Origin of the sequence: Nonomuraea sp. NPDC049646, assembly GCF_044465525.1 — a bacterium.
GTDB lineage: Bacteria > Actinomycetota > Actinomycetes > Streptosporangiales > Streptosporangiaceae > Nonomuraea.
In genome coordinates, this window is the sequence record NZ_JBITLU010000011.1 from 342,162 (window position 1) to 357,042 (window position 14,881).

At 72.0% G+C, this 14,881-nt stretch carries 13 protein-coding genes; 5 read left to right on the plus strand and 8 right to left on the minus strand.

The features are described from left to right. Nucleotides 1–165 precede the first annotated feature (165 nt). The 3 genes from ACIBQ8_RS32055 to pepN form a co-directional block, all read right to left on the minus strand. Nucleotides 166–1,116, minus strand: coding sequence for a hypothetical protein (locus ACIBQ8_RS32055; protein ID WP_352360458.1), 951 nt, complete (start codon nt 1,114–1,116; stop codon nt 166–168). 191 nt (nt 1,117–1,307) lie between these two features. Further along, nucleotides 1,308–2,834, minus strand: coding sequence for a protein kinase (locus tag ACIBQ8_RS32060; RefSeq protein WP_397179396.1), 1,527 nt, complete (start codon nt 2,832–2,834; stop codon nt 1,308–1,310). Nucleotides 2,835–2,928: 94 nt separating this feature from the next. Beyond that, nucleotides 2,929–5,493 carry an aminopeptidase N gene (gene pepN / locus ACIBQ8_RS32065; protein WP_397179397.1) on the minus strand — a complete coding sequence of 855 codons (2,565 nt, stop codon included), beginning with the start codon at nt 5,491–5,493 and terminating at the stop codon, nt 2,929–2,931. A 90-nt stretch (nt 5,494–5,583) separates the two neighbouring features. Between pepN and ACIBQ8_RS32070 the strand changes: the two genes are divergently transcribed. Together ACIBQ8_RS32070 and ACIBQ8_RS32075 are read left to right on the plus strand one after the other, a co-directional pair. Further along, complete coding sequence (locus ACIBQ8_RS32070; protein ID WP_397179398.1) at nt 5,584–6,204, plus strand: disulfide bond formation protein DsbA; 621 nt, start codon at nt 5,584–5,586, stop codon at nt 6,202–6,204. Nucleotides 6,205–6,334: 130 nt separating this feature from the next. Then, on the plus strand, nt 6,335–7,738 hold the full coding sequence (locus ACIBQ8_RS32075) for an aldehyde dehydrogenase family protein (RefSeq protein ID WP_397179399.1): 1,404 nt from the start codon (nt 6,335–6,337) through the stop codon (nt 7,736–7,738). A 20-nt stretch (nt 7,739–7,758) separates the two neighbouring features. On the opposite strand, the gene def is transcribed toward ACIBQ8_RS32075, so the two are convergent. Further along, nucleotides 7,759–8,244 carry a peptide deformylase gene (def, locus tag ACIBQ8_RS32080; protein WP_387653161.1) on the minus strand — a complete coding sequence of 162 codons (486 nt, stop codon included), beginning with the start codon at nt 8,242–8,244 and terminating at the stop codon, nt 7,759–7,761. 90 nt (nt 8,245–8,334) lie between these two features. Here def and ACIBQ8_RS32085 point away from each other — a divergent pair, with 90 nt between their 5' ends. Further along, a complete protein-coding gene (locus ACIBQ8_RS32085; RefSeq protein WP_352360446.1) occupies nt 8,335–8,802 on the plus strand; it encodes a ribose-5-phosphate isomerase in 468 nt (155 codons plus the stop codon). On the opposite strand, the gene ACIBQ8_RS32090 is transcribed toward ACIBQ8_RS32085, so the two are convergent. Next, nucleotides 8,799–8,945 (minus strand): hypothetical protein, encoded by a 147-nt coding sequence (locus ACIBQ8_RS32090; RefSeq protein ID WP_397179400.1) that lies wholly within the window; start codon nt 8,943–8,945, stop codon nt 8,799–8,801. The genes ACIBQ8_RS32085 and ACIBQ8_RS32090 overlap by 4 nt on opposite strands. 23 nt (nt 8,946–8,968) lie before the next feature. After that, the gene (locus ACIBQ8_RS32095; RefSeq protein ID WP_397193735.1) at nt 8,969–10,201 is read right to left on the minus strand and encodes a GNAT family N-acetyltransferase; all 1,233 of its coding nucleotides are present in this window, start codon (nt 10,199–10,201) and stop codon (nt 8,969–8,971) included. 118 nt (nt 10,202–10,319) lie between these two features. Between ACIBQ8_RS32095 and ACIBQ8_RS32100 the strand changes: the two genes are divergently transcribed. Further along, complete coding sequence (locus ACIBQ8_RS32100; protein ID WP_397179402.1) at nt 10,320–11,435, plus strand: PP2C family protein-serine/threonine phosphatase; 1,116 nt, start codon at nt 10,320–10,322, stop codon at nt 11,433–11,435. 129 nt (nt 11,436–11,564) lie between these two features. On the opposite strand, the gene ACIBQ8_RS32105 is transcribed toward ACIBQ8_RS32100, so the two are convergent. Then, a complete protein-coding gene (locus ACIBQ8_RS32105; RefSeq protein ID WP_397193736.1) occupies nt 11,565–12,161 on the minus strand; it encodes a response regulator transcription factor in 597 nt (198 codons plus the stop codon). A 155-nt stretch (nt 12,162–12,316) separates the two neighbouring features. Here ACIBQ8_RS32105 and ACIBQ8_RS32110 point away from each other — a divergent pair, with 155 nt between their 5' ends. After that, nucleotides 12,317–13,618 (plus strand): M50 family metallopeptidase, encoded by a 1,302-nt coding sequence (locus ACIBQ8_RS32110; protein ID WP_397179404.1) that lies wholly within the window; start codon nt 12,317–12,319, stop codon nt 13,616–13,618. Between the two features lie 26 nt (nt 13,619–13,644). Here the strand turns inward: ACIBQ8_RS32110 and ACIBQ8_RS32115 are convergent, their stop codons facing one another. Next, the gene (locus ACIBQ8_RS32115) at nt 13,645–14,790 is read right to left on the minus strand and encodes an amidohydrolase family protein (protein ID WP_397193737.1); all 1,146 of its coding nucleotides are present in this window, start codon (nt 14,788–14,790) and stop codon (nt 13,645–13,647) included. Nucleotides 14,791–14,881: the final 91 nt, after the last annotated feature.

Consider the following 14,881-nt stretch of genomic DNA (forward strand, 5'->3'; position numbering starts at 1 on the left):
CGGCCTCGCAGGCGCGATCGCGCAGAGTGGAGCACGGTCACGCTGGGCGCCCTCCAAGCTCACATGGCGGCCCCGCCATCGGGTAAGGCCGGACCGAACACCCGGTCGGCCCGAGCGGGCAGCCCCGCGCGTCCCCCTCGGGCCCAAGGGGACGCGTCCGTCGGCTCAGGCGCGTTGCAGCAGGGTGACGACGTGGTCGCTGACGCCCGCGAGCAGGCTGGACGGTTCGATCGGCGCTCCGGCCACGGCCGAGAACAGCGCGGGCAGCCCCGGCAGCGGGAAACCGTCGTCCTTGGCGGCGGTGGCGCCCACCGCGTTCTTGTCCAGAGCCGTCCGGCTGCGCTCCCAGGCGTCGAGCACCTCCTCCGGCGACGGCACCCCGAACCCGTGCCCGACGGGTGCGGCGTGCCGCAGCCGGACGAGCGGCGTCTCGGCGAAGGTCAGCGCGGTACGGGCGCGTACCTGCAGGTCGGCGCGGGGCTCGGGGTCGATCCAGTCCATGGCCGTGCAGGGGTTGCGGCAGGTCGCGACGCAGACCGCGAGCGCGCCCGCCAGCTGGCTGTGCTGCCGGTCGAAGTAGGCCCGCCAGCCCTCGCCGGGCTCGACCGACACCCGCAGCGTGCGGTTGGTGGCCGACTGCTCGGACTTGGTGTGGTCGCACTCACGGTCGCCGATCACGCCGAACCTGCTCCCGGGCGCGCTCAGGCCGGCGGGCCAGCGGGCCGGGTCGCCGGCGTGGCCGAGCTGCGGCTCGAACGCCAACAGCGGCAGGTACTCGCTGGCGATGTGCACGGCCGCGATCATGGGGCTCAGCTCCCGCCGGTGCCAGCGGACGGCGATCACTTCGAGCAGCAGGCCGTAGGCGGGCTTGAGCGACTCCAGGGCCCCGCGCGGCTGCTCCCGCGGCGTCTGCGGCATGTGGCAGGCGCGGGCGAGCCGGCGCAGGTCGGCCGGTACGGACCTGGCCTCGGCGGCGAAGTCCTCGGCGTCGAGCGAGAGCAGCCGCTGCCCGAACTCGCACACGTCGGAGATCTCGGCCGTGGGGGCGAGCGCTCCCAGGTCGGCGAAGGCGTACCGGCGGGCGAGGGCGATCAGCAGCTCACGAGTCGAATCCACGCGAAGACTTTCTCACGATCTTGCAGCAGTCACGGACATGGGGCACACAGGCACCAGACGTCCTGAACCGGCCACGGCCTCGGGACGCGCACGCTCCGGACGTCCTGGATTGGTCACGGACGCGGGGCGCGCACGCACAGGACGCTCCGGAGTGATCACGGCGCGCCCACGCGCCGGGTGGGCCGGGGTGGTCACGGGCATGGGGCGCGTACGCATTGGACGTCTTCGGGCGGGCTGGTGACCGTGGGCTCGTCCGTGGGCTCCTCAGGGGGCTGGGTGGGCTCCTGGGTCGGCTCGGGCTCGGAGGTGGTCACGGTCGGCGTGGGCTTCGGCGAGACGGTGGGCGTGGCGCTCGGGGTGGTGGGGGCCACGGTCGGGCCGGGGGTCGCGCTGGTGGTGCCGCTCGGCTTGGCGCTCGGCACGGCCTTGGTCGGCGGCGCGGGCTCCCTGGTGGTGTGCTCGGGGCTGCTCGGGCTGTGGACCTGCGTGGTCTCGTCGGCAGGCGGCAGCACCTGGCCCGTGCTGGCGGGCTCGGCCGGACGCAGCCACACCGACCCCGCCACCGCGGCCGAGACCACCACGGCGGCCGCCATCGTGGCCAGGGCCGTCAGCGTGCGACGGCGGCGGGAGCTGCCGCCGGCGGGGGCCGAGGGCATGGTGAGCGGCGAGCCGGCGTCGGCCACGGGCATGACGCCCGTCGGCTGGAGGCCCGGGTGGGAACCCGTGGGCGGACCCGGATGGGAGCCCGTGGGAAGGCCCGCGCCGGAGCCCATGGGGAGACCCGTGTGGGGGTCCGTGGGAAGACCTGTGTAGGAGCCCGTGGGGAGGCCCGCGTGGGAGCCCGTCGTGGGCGGCGTCGCCGGGGAACCGGTGAGCGGCGGGCCGGGCAGGGCCGCGCCGGTGACCGACGCGCGGGCCGCCCGCGCCATGTCGGACGCCGACGACCACCGCTGCGCCGGGTCCTTCTGCAGCGCCCGCGTCACCACCTGGCGCACGGCCGGCGGCAGCTCGGCGGGCGGCTCGGGCACGGGCGCGTTGAGATGCTTGAAGATGATCTGCACAGGGGTGTCCCCCTGGTACGGCAGCCGCCCGGTCAGGCACTCGTAGGCCACCACGCCCAGCGCGTAGACGTCGACGGCGGGGGTGACCTCGTTGCCCGCGGCCATCTCCGGCGCGCAGTAGGCGGCCGAGCCGAGCATCGTGCCGGTGGCCGTGAGGTGACCGGCCGAGCCGGAGTGGGCGACCCCGAAGTCGGTCAGCGCGACCTGCCCGTCGGGCCGCACCATGAGGTTGGCCGGCTTGACGTCGCGGTGGACGATCCCCTGGGCGTGGGCCGCGGCCAGCGCGTCGCCCACCTCGGCGACCAGGCGCATGGCCTCCTGCGCGCCGAGCGGGCCGCGCCGCAGGACCCGGTCGAGCGACTCGCCCCGGACGTACTCCATCACCAGGTAGCTGACCCGGCGCCCGTCGGCCTCGTGGACGCCGTAGTCGTAGACGCCGACCACGCCGCGGTGCCTGAGCGTGGCCATGGCCCTGGCCTCGTTCTGGAAGCGCTGGGTGAAGGTGGGGTTCTCCGACAGGGCGGGCATCATCACCTTGACCGCGACGGCCCGGCCCAGCACCAGGTCGTCGGCACGCCAGACCTCGCCCATGCCGCCGCCGCCGAGGCGGTCGGCCAGCACGTAGCGGTCGTTGAGCGTGGTACCGGCGCCTAGCACGTACTTGAGGCTAACACCCGGTCTCCGTGCTCAGGCCGTATTCGGCGCAGCGCGAAGCCAGGTCCCCGCCGGGCATGGCGGGGACCCGGACGGATCAGGCTGACGCCGCGTCGGTCTCGCGGTTGCGCAGGGCGCGGCTGACGCCGTCGGCGCCCTCCAGGATCAGCCTGCGCAGGGCCTGCGGCGGCTGCTCGGCGGCCAGGAAGTCCTGGGCCGCCTTGACCGTGGCGGGCTCGATGAGCAGCGCGGGGAAGCAGTTCATGGCGAACGTCGAGGCCTTCTCGAACGTCCACTCGCGGTAGACGCGCCCGACCTCGGCGAAGTACTTCTCCCGGTACGGCTCCAGCAGCTCGGCGTGGTGCGCGTCCTGGAAGCCGGCGATGGTGTTGCGGGCGATGTGGTTGGCCAGGTCGCCGCCCACGATCCGGTCCCACGCCGCCGCCTTGGCCTCGGCCGTCGGGATCGCGGCCCGGCACAGCGCGGCCGACCGCTCACCCGTCGCCGTAGGGTCGCGCTCCAGCTCGGCGGCGATGTCGGGCTCGCCCAGCCGGCCGCCGGAGACCAGCGCCGCCACCAGCGTCCAGCGCAGGTCGGCGTCGACGGTCAGCCCCTCGGGCACGCCGGTGCCGTCGAGGATGGCCTGCAGCAGGTCGAGGTCGGCGCCGGCGACCGCGACCGGGGCGAACGCCTGGAGGAAGGCGAGCTGGTGGTCGGAGCCGGGCGCGGCCGAGCCGAGCAGCGAGCGCAGCTCGGCGGCCAGCAGCGCCTCGCCCTCGGCCCGCCAGGCCGGGGCGGCGTACTGCTGGACGGCCTGGCGCGCCTGGCGCAGCACCGCCTGCAGGACCGTGATGTCGGAGACCGTGCCCGCGCCGGAGATGACCAGCCGGACGTAGTCGCGGGTGGACATCTCGCCGTCGCGGGTCATGTCCCAGGCCGCCGACCAGCACAGGGCGCGCGGCAGCGACTCGGTGAAGGCCGCGATGCCGCCCTCGACGAGCGTGCGCAGGGAACGCTCGTCCAGCCTGATCTTGGCGTAGGTCAGGTCGTCGTCGTTGAGCAGCACCAGGTCGGGCTGCTCGGCGCCGACCAGCTCGGCCACGCTGGTACGGGCGCCCACCACGTCGAGCTCGACCCGCCTGGTCCGGGTGAGCACGCCGTCGGCCAGCGAGTACAGGCCGATGGCGATGCGGTGCGAGCGCAGCGTCGGGTAGTCGGCCGGGGCCTCCTGCAGCACCTCGAAGGAGGTGAAGCGGCCGTCGGACACCTCGAAGGAGGGACGCAGCGTGTTGACCCAAGCGGTCTCCAGCCACTCCTTCGACCACGACGACAGGTCGCGGCCCGAGGTGCGCTCAAGGGCGGCGAGCAGGTCCTTCAGCTCGGTGTTGCCCCAGGCGTGCTCGGCGAAGTAGTCGCGCACCCCGGCCAGGAAGTTGTCCAGGCCGACGTAGGCGACGAGCTGCTTGAGCACCGAGGCGCCCTTGGCGTACGTGATGCCGTCGAAGTTGACCTCGACCGCCTGCATGTCGGGGATGTCGGCGGCGATCGGGTGGGTGGAGGGGAGCTGGTCCTGGCGGTAGGCCCAGGACTTCTCCACGTTCGCGAACGTGGTCCACGCGCCGTTGCCCCAGCGGGTGGCCTCGGCCTGGGCCAGCACGGACACGTACGTGGCGAAGGACTCGTTCAGCCACAGGTCGTCCCACCAGCGCATGGTGACCAGGTCGCCGAACCACATGTGGGCCATCTCGTGCAGGATCGTCTCGGCGCGCCGCTCGACGACCGCGTCGGTCACGCGGGAGCGGAAGACGTAGTCCTCCAGGAACGTCACGCAACCGGCGTTCTCCATCGCGCCGGCGTTGAACTCCGGCACGAAGAGCTGGTCGTACTTGGTGAAGGGGTAGCGGACGCCGAACACCCGGTGGAAGAAGTCGAAGCCCTGCCTGGTGACCTCGAAGAGGTTGTCGGCGTCGAGGTGCTCGCCGAGCGAGGCGCGGCAGTAGAGCCCGAGGGGGATGCCGTCGTGCTCGGAGGTGACCTTGTAGTACGGCCCGGCCACCAGCGCGGTGATGTACGTCGAGATCACCGGCGTCGGCTCGAACTCCCAGCGCCTGGCCGCCTGGACGCCGCCGTGGCGGCCGGACTGCCCATCGAGGTCCTCGACCTTGGCCGCGGCGCCGTTGGAGACGACCTCCCAGTCGGCGGGGGCCAGCACGGTGAGCTGGAAGACGGCCTTGAGGTCGGGCTGGTCGAAACAGGCGTACATGCGGTGGGCGTCGGCCGTCTCGAACTGGCTGTGCAGGTAGACCTTCTGGTCGACCGGGTCCACGAAGCGGTGGAGGCCCTCGCCCGTGCGCATGTAGCTGCAGTCGGCGTCGACCAGCAGCTCGTTGGACTCCGCCAGCGAGGGGAGCGGGAAGCGGCCCTTGTCGGCGTCGTAGGAGGAGACGTCGAGGTCGGTGCCGTTGAGGGTGACCTTGCGCACGTTGGCGCCGTGCAGGTCGATGAAGGTGGAGGCGCCCGGGCTGGTGCTGGTGAAGCGCACCGTCGTGACGCTCTCGAAGCGCTCGTCCCCCTCCGTCAGGTCGAGTGCGACCTCGTACGACTCGACCTTCAACAGCCGGGCGCGCTCGCGAGCCTCGTCCCGGGTCAGGTTGCCTGCCAAGTTGCGCTCCTTTTCACCACTTCGTTGTAGTTTGTCGGTATCCTGCCACGCCGGGAATAGGACCTCGACACCCTCAGGTTATGGCCCCACGTGACTGAGAAGATTCCCGTGGACCTGTGGTTCGATCCTTTCTGCCCTTTTGCCTGGGCGACGTCACGATGGCTTCTCGAAGTGGAGAAGGTACGCGCCATCGAGCCGCGCTGGCACGTCATGAGCCTCAACGTCCTCAACGAGGGCAAGGACGTGCCCGACTCCTACCGTGAGGCCATCGCCAGGGCCATCGAACCCGTCCGCGTGGTGGCCGCCGCGCGGGCCGCGCACGGCGACGAGGTCGTCGGCCCGCTCTACACCGAGCTCGGCACGCGCCTGCACAACGAGCGCGGGATGAAGGACCTCAGCCGCCTCGGCGAGCTGATCGAGGACTCCCTGGAGGCGATCGGCCTCAGCCGCGACCTCGCCGCCGCCGCCCACTCCACCGAGTGGGACGACGCCGTGCGCGCCTCCCACCAGGAGGGCATCACGCTGGTCGGCCAGGACGTCGGCACCCCCGTCATCCGCGTCGGCGCCAACGCCTTCTTCGGCCCCGTCATCACGTCCATCCCGAAGGGCGAGGCCGCGGGCAGGCTGTGGGACGGCGTGCTTCTCGTCACCGAGTTCGAGGACTTCTTCGAGCTCAAGCGGACTCGTACCAGACAGCCCACCTTCGACTAGATATGTCGCCACCGCCGGGGTAAGACTCATACCCTGGCGGTAGGTTCCCGGACGCGCGGAGGATGAGGAATCCTCCTCCGTTCGATCCGTGCTCTCGCCAGTCCCACGACGTGCACGCGAGGATGGCCCCATGCGCCAGCTGTATATCGGCGGTTCCTGGAACGCCTCTACGTCAGACGAGTCCATCGAGGTCGCCAACCCGGCCACGGAGGAGATCATCGATCGGGTGCCCGCGGGCACCCCCGACGACGTCGAGGCGGCGGTGTCGGCGGCGCGTGAGGCGTTCCCCGCCTGGTCCGACACCTCGGCGGCCCAGCGCGGCAAGCTCCTCGGCGACGCGGCCGAGCTGCTCAAGCAGCGCGCCGAGAGCGTCGCGGCGACGATCGCCACCGACATGGGCGCACCCCTCGGCTTCGCGCTCAAGGTGCAGACGCTGATGCCCGCGGCCGTGCTGTCCTCCTACGCGCAGCTGGCCGAGAGCTACCCGCGCGAGTCCCGCATCGGCAACTCGCTGCTGGTCAAGGAGCCGATCGGGGTCGTCGCGGCGATCACGCCCTGGAACTACCCGCTGCACCAGATCATCTGCAAGGTCGGCCCCGCGCTGGCCGCCGGCTGCACGGTGGTGCTCAAGCCCAGCGAGGTGGCGCCGCTGGCGGCGTACGCGCTGGCCGAGATCCTCGACGAGGTGGGCCTGCCGCCCGGGGTGTTCAACCTGGTCAGCGGGCGCGGCCCGGTCGTCGGCGAGGCGATGGCCGCCCATCCCGAGGTGGACATGGTCTCCTTCACCGGCTCCACCGCGGCCGGCCGCCGGGTCGCCGCGCTCGCCGCCGAGACCGTCAAGCGGGTGGCGCTGGAGCTCGGCGGCAAGTCGGCCAACATCATCCTGCCCGACGCCGACCTGGCCACGGCCGTCAAGGTCGGCGTGGCCAACTGCTTCATCAACGCCGGCCAGACCTGCTCGGCCTGGTCCCGCATGATCGTCCACCGCGACCAGTACGACGACGCCGTCCGCCTGGCCGTCGAGGCGACCCGCAAGTACACCGTCGGCGACCCCTTCGACGAGGGCACCAGGGTCGGGCCCCTGGTGTCGGCGGCCCAGCGCGACCGGGTGGTCCGCTACATCAACCGGGGCCAGGAGGAGGGCGCCAGGCTCGTCGCCGGCGGCACCGAGCGTCCCCGCGAGCGTGGCTTCTACGTCGAGCCCACGGTCTTCGCCGCGGTCGAGCCGGGCATGACGATCGAGCAGGAGGAGATCTTCGGGCCCGTGCTGGCGCTGATCCCGTACACGAGCGAGGGCCAGGCCGTGGAGATCGCCAACGACACCAGGTACGGCCTGGCCGGCGCGGTCTGGTCGGGCAGCCAGGAGCGCGCGGTCGCCGTCGCCCGCAGGCTGCGCACCGGCCAGGTCGTCGTCAACGGCGGCCAGTTCAACCCGCTGGCCCCCTTCGGCGGCTACAAGCAGTCGGGCGTGGGCCGCGAGCTGGGCGAGTTCGGCCTGGAGGAGTACCTGGAGATCAAGTCGCTGCAGCTGTAGGGCCCTCGGCCCGCCGCGGCCTAGGCGCGCAGCATGATCCTGCGGGCCTCGTCCTTCGGCAGGCGGTCGACGTACAGCTTGCCGTCGAGGTGCTCGGTCTCGTGCTGGAAGCAGCGCGCCAGCGAGCCGCGGGCCTTGATGCGCACGGGCCGCTGCAACCGGTCGACGCCCTCGACGGTGACGCCCGCGGCCCGCGCGACGGGGGCGTAGATCGGCGTGCGGGTGCGGCGGTCGGGCACCGACAGGCAGCCCTCCTCGTCGGAGACCTCCTCGGCGTCGTCGACGGTGAGCACCGGGTTGGCGACATGGCCCTTGCGCCCGGCGATGTCGTAGACGAACAGCCGCCGCGACACGCCGATCTGCGGACCGGCCAGGCCCACGCCGTTGACCGCGTACATCGCCTGGAACATCTCCTCGATCAGGCGGCGCAGCTCGCGGTCGAAGTCGGTGACGGGCTCGGCGGGCGTGCGCAGCACCGGATCGCCGATGACGCGGATCTCACGCATGCGTCTCCACTTTCGTAAGGACTGGGGAACGGTAGGGGTCCTTACTCTAGCCAGCGAGTGGGATCGGCGGGGCTGTGGAAGACTGGGCGGGTGCGTGTCTACATCGGTGCCGACCATGCCGGCTATGAGCTCAAGAACCACCTCGTGTCCTGGCTCAAGGACCACGGCCACGAGGTGACCGACTGCGGTCCCTTCGTCTACGACGCCGAGGACGACTATCCGGCGTTCGTCCTGCGCGCCGCCGAGGGCGTCGCCGGCGACCCCGGCAGCCTGGGGGTGGTGATCGGCGGCTCGGGCAACGGCGAGCAGATCGCGGCCAACAAGGTGCGCGGCATCCGCGCGGCCCTGGCCTGGAGCGAGGAGACCGCCTCGCTGGCCCGCGAGCACAACAACGCGAACGTCGTCAGCATCGGCGCGCGCATGCACACGACCGAGGAGGCGACCAGGTTCGTCGAGGTCTTCCTGACCACCTCCTTCTCCGGCAGCGAGCGCCACAGCAGGCGCATCGCGCAGCTGACCACCTACGAGACGATCGGCCAGCTGCCCTCGCTGCCCTAGGTCTTGCGCCTGGCCTCGCGCCGGGGCATCTCGTCGCGCAGGGGCCGCCGGTCGGCGGCCTCCTGCTGCTCCTTCGACGGCCTGGACACGTCGCGGGCCCGCATGGCGATGGTCACGGTGATCTGCAGACTTTGCAGGGCCATGCTCAGAGCCTACGTCCTGTGTCTCAGAACACCAGCCCGGCCAGCGGCTTGGGGCTCCACGCCATGGCCGCGGCCAGCGCCCGCACCGCGCCCGGCGTGTGCTCGCGCAGCAGGCCGGCGTCGAGCTGCGCGCCGAGCAGGCCGTCGCCCATGTACGCCGAGCCGAGCGCGGACACCGGCACCGTCAGGTGCGGCTCGTCGTCCACCGGTTTGCACTCCGCGCCGGCGGTGTCGGCGGTGAGCCGCCGGCGGCCGGCGTTCCACGGGCACACGTCGTCCTCGATCTCGATCACCAGGTCCACGGGGGCCGCGTAGGCGCGGGCGGTCAGGGCCCTGTCGACGTCGACCAGGCGTACCCACAGCTCGTCCGACCAGGTCGCGCGGAGCTGGCGGGAGTCGGCGAACAGCGCGATCAGGGCGTCGTCCACCGGCCGGGCGTACGCCTCCAGCTTGGTGATCAGGTCGCGGTCCAGCATGTTGCGCCACAGCAGGGCGTAGGCCGCCGGATCGGTCGCCTCCAGCTCGAACACCCGCAGCTCGCCGCTGGGCACGCCGTTGGGGTCCCACGCCGACTTGGTGCGGAACAGCGCGTAGCCGCGCACCTCCTGGTCGTCCTCGGCGAGCACCGCGCGCAGCGAGCCCCAGCCGCCCCTGTCGTGCTCCTCGTCGGCCAGGAAGGCGTCCCAGACGTGCCGGTTGCGCTCGTACCGGCCGGGACGCCGGGTCACGACGGCGGCGAACACCTTCTCGAAATCGGCCCTGGCCTCGGTGGGGGAGACCACCCTGAGCCGGAGCGCCGGGTCGGTGGGGGCGTCCCGCACGAAGTCCGAGCGGTGCTTGTCGATCTTGTACGACAGTTCGCTGGCCGCCCGGCCGTACCCGAACCTGCCGTAGATCAGCGACTCCGAGGCGTAGAGGGCGGCCACCGACTCGCCGCGGTCACGGATGTCGGAGAGCTGGCGGCGCATCAGCGCGGACAGCACGCCGCGGCGGCGGTGCGAGGGAAGCACGCTGACCGCGGTCACCCCCGCCACGGGGATCTGGCGTCCGCCGGGGACGGTCATCGTGAGGCTGAAGACGGACGTGACGCCCGCCATGGTGGCGCCGTCGAAGGCGACCAGGGTGCGGTCGAACTCCGTGGCCGCCTTGTACCGCTCGTCCTGGGTGGGGTGCGGCGTCCAGCCGAACCCCTCTGCGAGCACGCCGGCGAAGCCCGGCCACTCGGATTCGTCAATGGGACGGATCGGGTAGGTCATCCGTCCACGGTAGGAGCGGGCAAAGGGGGACGGCCACCCAATATCCGTGCTTAATGATCAAGGCGTTGGTCAAGTGGGCTGCCCAAACAGGGGTCAGACCGATACAGTCACACGCATCATGAGTTCCCGTCCGGCGCCGCTGATTCCGCCACGGGTCCGTGCGGTCCTGGTGCGGGTGCCGTTCCTGGTGTCCGCCGTCCGGTTCGTCCGGAGAGGGCCGCTGGCCCGTGACCGCAACCTGCTCATCACGCTCACCGTGCTCTCGCTCGTCATCGGGCTGCTGGCGGCGAAGGTGTCCACCGAGTGGTTCTCGCCGTCCCTGCTCATCCTGGTCACCCTGATCGGCGGGCTGCAGCTGCGGCTGCGCAGCCTGGTCAAGCTGCTGGTGGCGGTGGGCGTCGCGCTGACCTACGTCGCGGCCACGCTCGGGGTGGCGCGGGTGGGGCTGGGGCTCACGGTGACGATCGTGTTCACCACCGTGCTCGCCGTGCTCATGGCCCGTACCAGGGGCAAGCTCGGCGTGCAGGGGCTGCGCGGCGACGCGATGCTGCTGGAGCTGCGCGACCGGCTCAGGAGTCAGGGCGAGCTGCCCCCGCTGCCCAAGGACTGGGGCGGCAAGGTGGTGCTCAAGCAGGCCGGGGGCTCGTCGTTCGGCGGCGACTTCCTGGTCTCCATGCGCGACGGCGACTCCGTGGAGATCGCCCTGGTCGACGTCTCCGGCAAGGGCGTCGACGCCGGCACCCGCGCGCTGCTGCTGTCGGGCACGTTCGGCGGGCTGCTCGGCTCGGTCGACGACTTCCTGCCCGCGTGCAACGCCTACCTGCACCGCCAGCGCGGCGACGAGGGCTTCGTGACGGCCGTGCACGTACGCCTCGACCTCGCCACCGGCGACTACACGATCACCTCGGCCGGCCACCCGCCGGTGGTGAAGCTCGACTCCGGCACCGGCAACTGGCAGGTCGCCTCGGCCAAGGGCGTGGTGCTCGGGGTGGTGCCCGACCTGCACTGCGAGCCCGACAGCGGCACCCTGCGCAAGGGCGACGCGCTGCTGCTCTACACCGACGGCCTGATCGAGCAGCCGGGGCGCGACATCGACGCCGGGCTCGACCGGCTGCTCGGCGAGGCCGAACGGCTGCTGCCCTCCGGTTTCCGCGACGGCGCGAAGGCGCTGGTCAACGCGATGTCCTCGGGCCACAACGACGACTGCGCGCTGGTGTTGATCTGGCGTCCGTAGTGACGTTTCACATGGGTCAGGTCGTGATGACGGTCACTGGCAACGGGTTCGGCGGGCTGAGATCATTCGACTGTTCGGGTCCCGGCGGAGCGGCGCGGCTCCACCGGGCCCGTCATCTCGTCCGGTCCGTCACAACCAGCCGCTGTCGCTGGCGATGCGCACGGCGTCCAGCCGGTTGCGGGCGCCCGTCTTGCACATGATCCGCGACAGGTGGTTGCGCACGGTGCCGACCGACAGGAACAACTGGTCGGCGATCTCGGTCGATCTCGCCCCGCCCGCCGCGATGCGCAGCACGTCGAGCTCCCGCCGGGTGAGCGGGTTGGCGGCCGACTGCAGGGCCGCCACCGCGAGCTCGGCCTCCACCGCCCGGCCGCCCGCGGCGACCTGGCGCACCCCCTCGGCCAGCCGCTCGGGCGCCACCCGCAGGCTCATGAACCCCAGCACGCTCCCGTTGAACGCCCTGCGCACCTGGCCGGGGCTCGGCCGCGCGGAGAGGATCAGCACCGAGCAGCGGGGGATCTGCTCGGTCAGATGCGTGGCCACCGGCAGGCCCGGCAGGTCGAGGTCGACGATCGCGACGTCGGGCGCGCTCGACCGCGCGGCCGGCAGCACACCGTCGGGGCAGCCCGTCTCGGCGACCACCCGCAGGTCGGGCTCGGCTTCGAGCGTGGCCTGCAGACCGCGTCGCACCAAGGGCAGGTGTTCGGCGATGAGTATGCGGATCAAGACGTCCCCCTCCATCGTCTCCCAGGGTGATCGGCTGATCGCTTACTGTCAATGCGGTCCGTTGATTCACCAAAGTGCGGGCAAGCCCGAGGGATGTGATGAGTTCGACTAGTCTGGGAACGTCGAGACCGTCTGTCTGCCTGGAGCGCGTGTAGATGAACTGGCTCTTTGTCGCCGGGATCCTTCTCTTCCTGGTGGGGTTGATGGTCTCCGTCGGCCTGCACGAGGTGGGCCATCTCGTGCCGGCCAAGATCTTCGGCGTCCGGGTGACCCAGTACATGGTGGGCTTCGGCTCGACGGCCTGGTCCATCCGCAGGGGCGAGACCGAGTACGGCATCAAGTGGCTGCCGCTCGGCGGCTACATCCGCATGATCGGCATGCTGCCGCCGCGTCCCGGCGACGCTCCCGGCAGGCTGCGGAGCGCGGGGACCGGGCCGTGGCAGGGCCTGATCGAGACCGCCCGCGACGCCGCCATGGAGGAGGTGCGGCCCGGCGACGAGGACCGCGTCTTCTACCGCAAGAAGTGGTGGCAGAAGATCATCATCATGTCGGGCGGCCCGGCGATGAACTTCGTGCTCGCCTTCATCTTCTTCAGCATCCTGCTGGTCGGCATCGGCCTGCCGAAGACGGCCCCGATCGTGTCGGCCGACACCAACACGTGCGTGATCCCCACCACCGAGGTGCGCAAGACGTGCGCGCCCACCGACGAGCGCACCCCGGCCGCCAAGGCGGGCGTCAAGGTGGGCGACCGCATGGTCTCCCTCGACGGCCAGAAGATCGAGAGCTGGCAGGACGCCACCCGCCTGATCCGCGGCCACGGCGCCGGCCCCGTCAAGCTCGGCATCGTCCGCGACGGGAAGCCGATGACGCTCGATGTCACCCTCATCGCCCAGGACATGCCGAGCCTGACCGACGAGAGCAAGGTCGACAAGGGCGTCGGGTTCCTCGGCGTCAAGCCCTCCCAGGTCTTCGAGCAGCAGAGCATCGGGCAGGTGCCGGGCTACATGAGCGACCTGACCGGCCGCGTCGTGGGCTCGATGGTCAACCTGCCGGCGAAGATGGTCGGCGTCTGGAACGCCGCCTTCTCCGGCGAGAAGCGCGACCCCGAGGGCCCGGTCGGCGTGGTGGGCGCGGGCCGGCTCGGCGGCGAGATCCTGGCCTCCGACATGTCCAACAAGAGCAAGCTGTTCACCTTCGTCAGCCTGCTGGCCGGGTTCAACCTGGCGATCGGCCTGTTCAACCTGATCCCGCTGCTGCCCCTCGACGGCGGCCACATCGCCGGCGGCCTGTGGGAGGGCGTCAAGCGCGGCTACGCCAAGATCATGCGCCGCCCCGAGCCCCGCTACGTCGACATCGCCAAGGTGCTGCCCCTCACGTACGCGATGGCGTTCGTGCTGATCATCATGGCCGGTCTGCTGGTCTACGCCGACCTGGTCAACCCCCTCACGCTCGGCTGACCCGGCCGGCGCGCCACGGGCGGGGCCTACCGGCTCTGGCGCACCCCGCGACGCCAGACCTCGGCGATGTCGGCGACGGCGGTGACGTCCCGGGTGGCGTCGCCCTCGACCAGCAGCAGGTCCGCGCGCAGGCCGGGCGCGATCCGGCCCCGGTCGGCCAGCCCGAAGTGCCGGGCGGGCACGCTGGTCGCGGCGGCCAGCGCCTCCTCGGCGGTGAGCCCGGCCTGCGTGAGCAGCCGCAGCTCGCGGTGCAGGCCGGCGCCGTGGGCGGGCACGAACGGGGTGGCGTCGGTCCCGGCGAGCAGGGGCGCGCCCGCGCGGCGCAGGGCCCGCAGCGCGCCCACGGCGTTGGCGGAGCTGCCGGGCCGGGCGCAGTCGGCGGTCTCGACGTGCCGGGCCGTGATCGCCTCGAAGTAGGCCAGCGTGGTCACCACGAAGACGCCCTGCTCGCGCACCCGCCCGGCCAGGCGCGCCGAGGCCGGGTCGTCCGGAGCCAGGTCGGTCCACACGTGGGCCAGGCCGTCGACGCCGGCGTCGAGCGCGATCCCCACCTCGGCGGCGGTGATCGCGTGCGCGATGACCAGCAGGCCCGCCTCGTGCGCCGCCGCGGACAGGGCGGCGGCGACCTCCGCCGTCATGACCGGGAGGTCGGCCCCGTGCACGGCGCCGTCGTCGATGACGATCTTGAGGTAGTCGGCCCCCTCGGCCAGCCGGGCCCGGACGAAGGCCGGCGCCTGCGCGGGATCGGAGACGAAGTCGATCGCCGTCACGTCCAGCCCGTCCAGGACGGTGCCCGCCAGGGCCGCCAGCAACTGGGTCGGGTGCCCGCCGGGAGCGGTGGCCAGCGTGCCGGCGCTGCGCAGGTCGGCCACGTCGTCGTGCTCGGCGGCCAGCCGCCGCTGCCCGGCCAGGATCTGGGGCAGGCAGAACATGTCGAGCTCGGTGGTGACCCCGTACCGCAGGGCCTGGGCCAGGCTGCCGTCGAACACGTGGGTGTGCGCGTCGATCAGGCCGGGCAGCAGCGTCCTGCCCGTGCCGTCCACCTCGGCGTCGGCCGGGCGGCCCCCGGCGGCGCCGACAGCGGCGATCAGACCGTCCTCGATCACCACGTCGGCCGTCGCGATGGTGTGCTCGCCGTCGAACACCCTGACGTCGCGGATCAATGTACGCATCGAAGCTCTCCTTTGTGAGTCGTGACGCCACCACAGAGGGGCGACCGGCCGGGAACTGTGACACGAGTGGCATAGATCACGCTTGATGGCC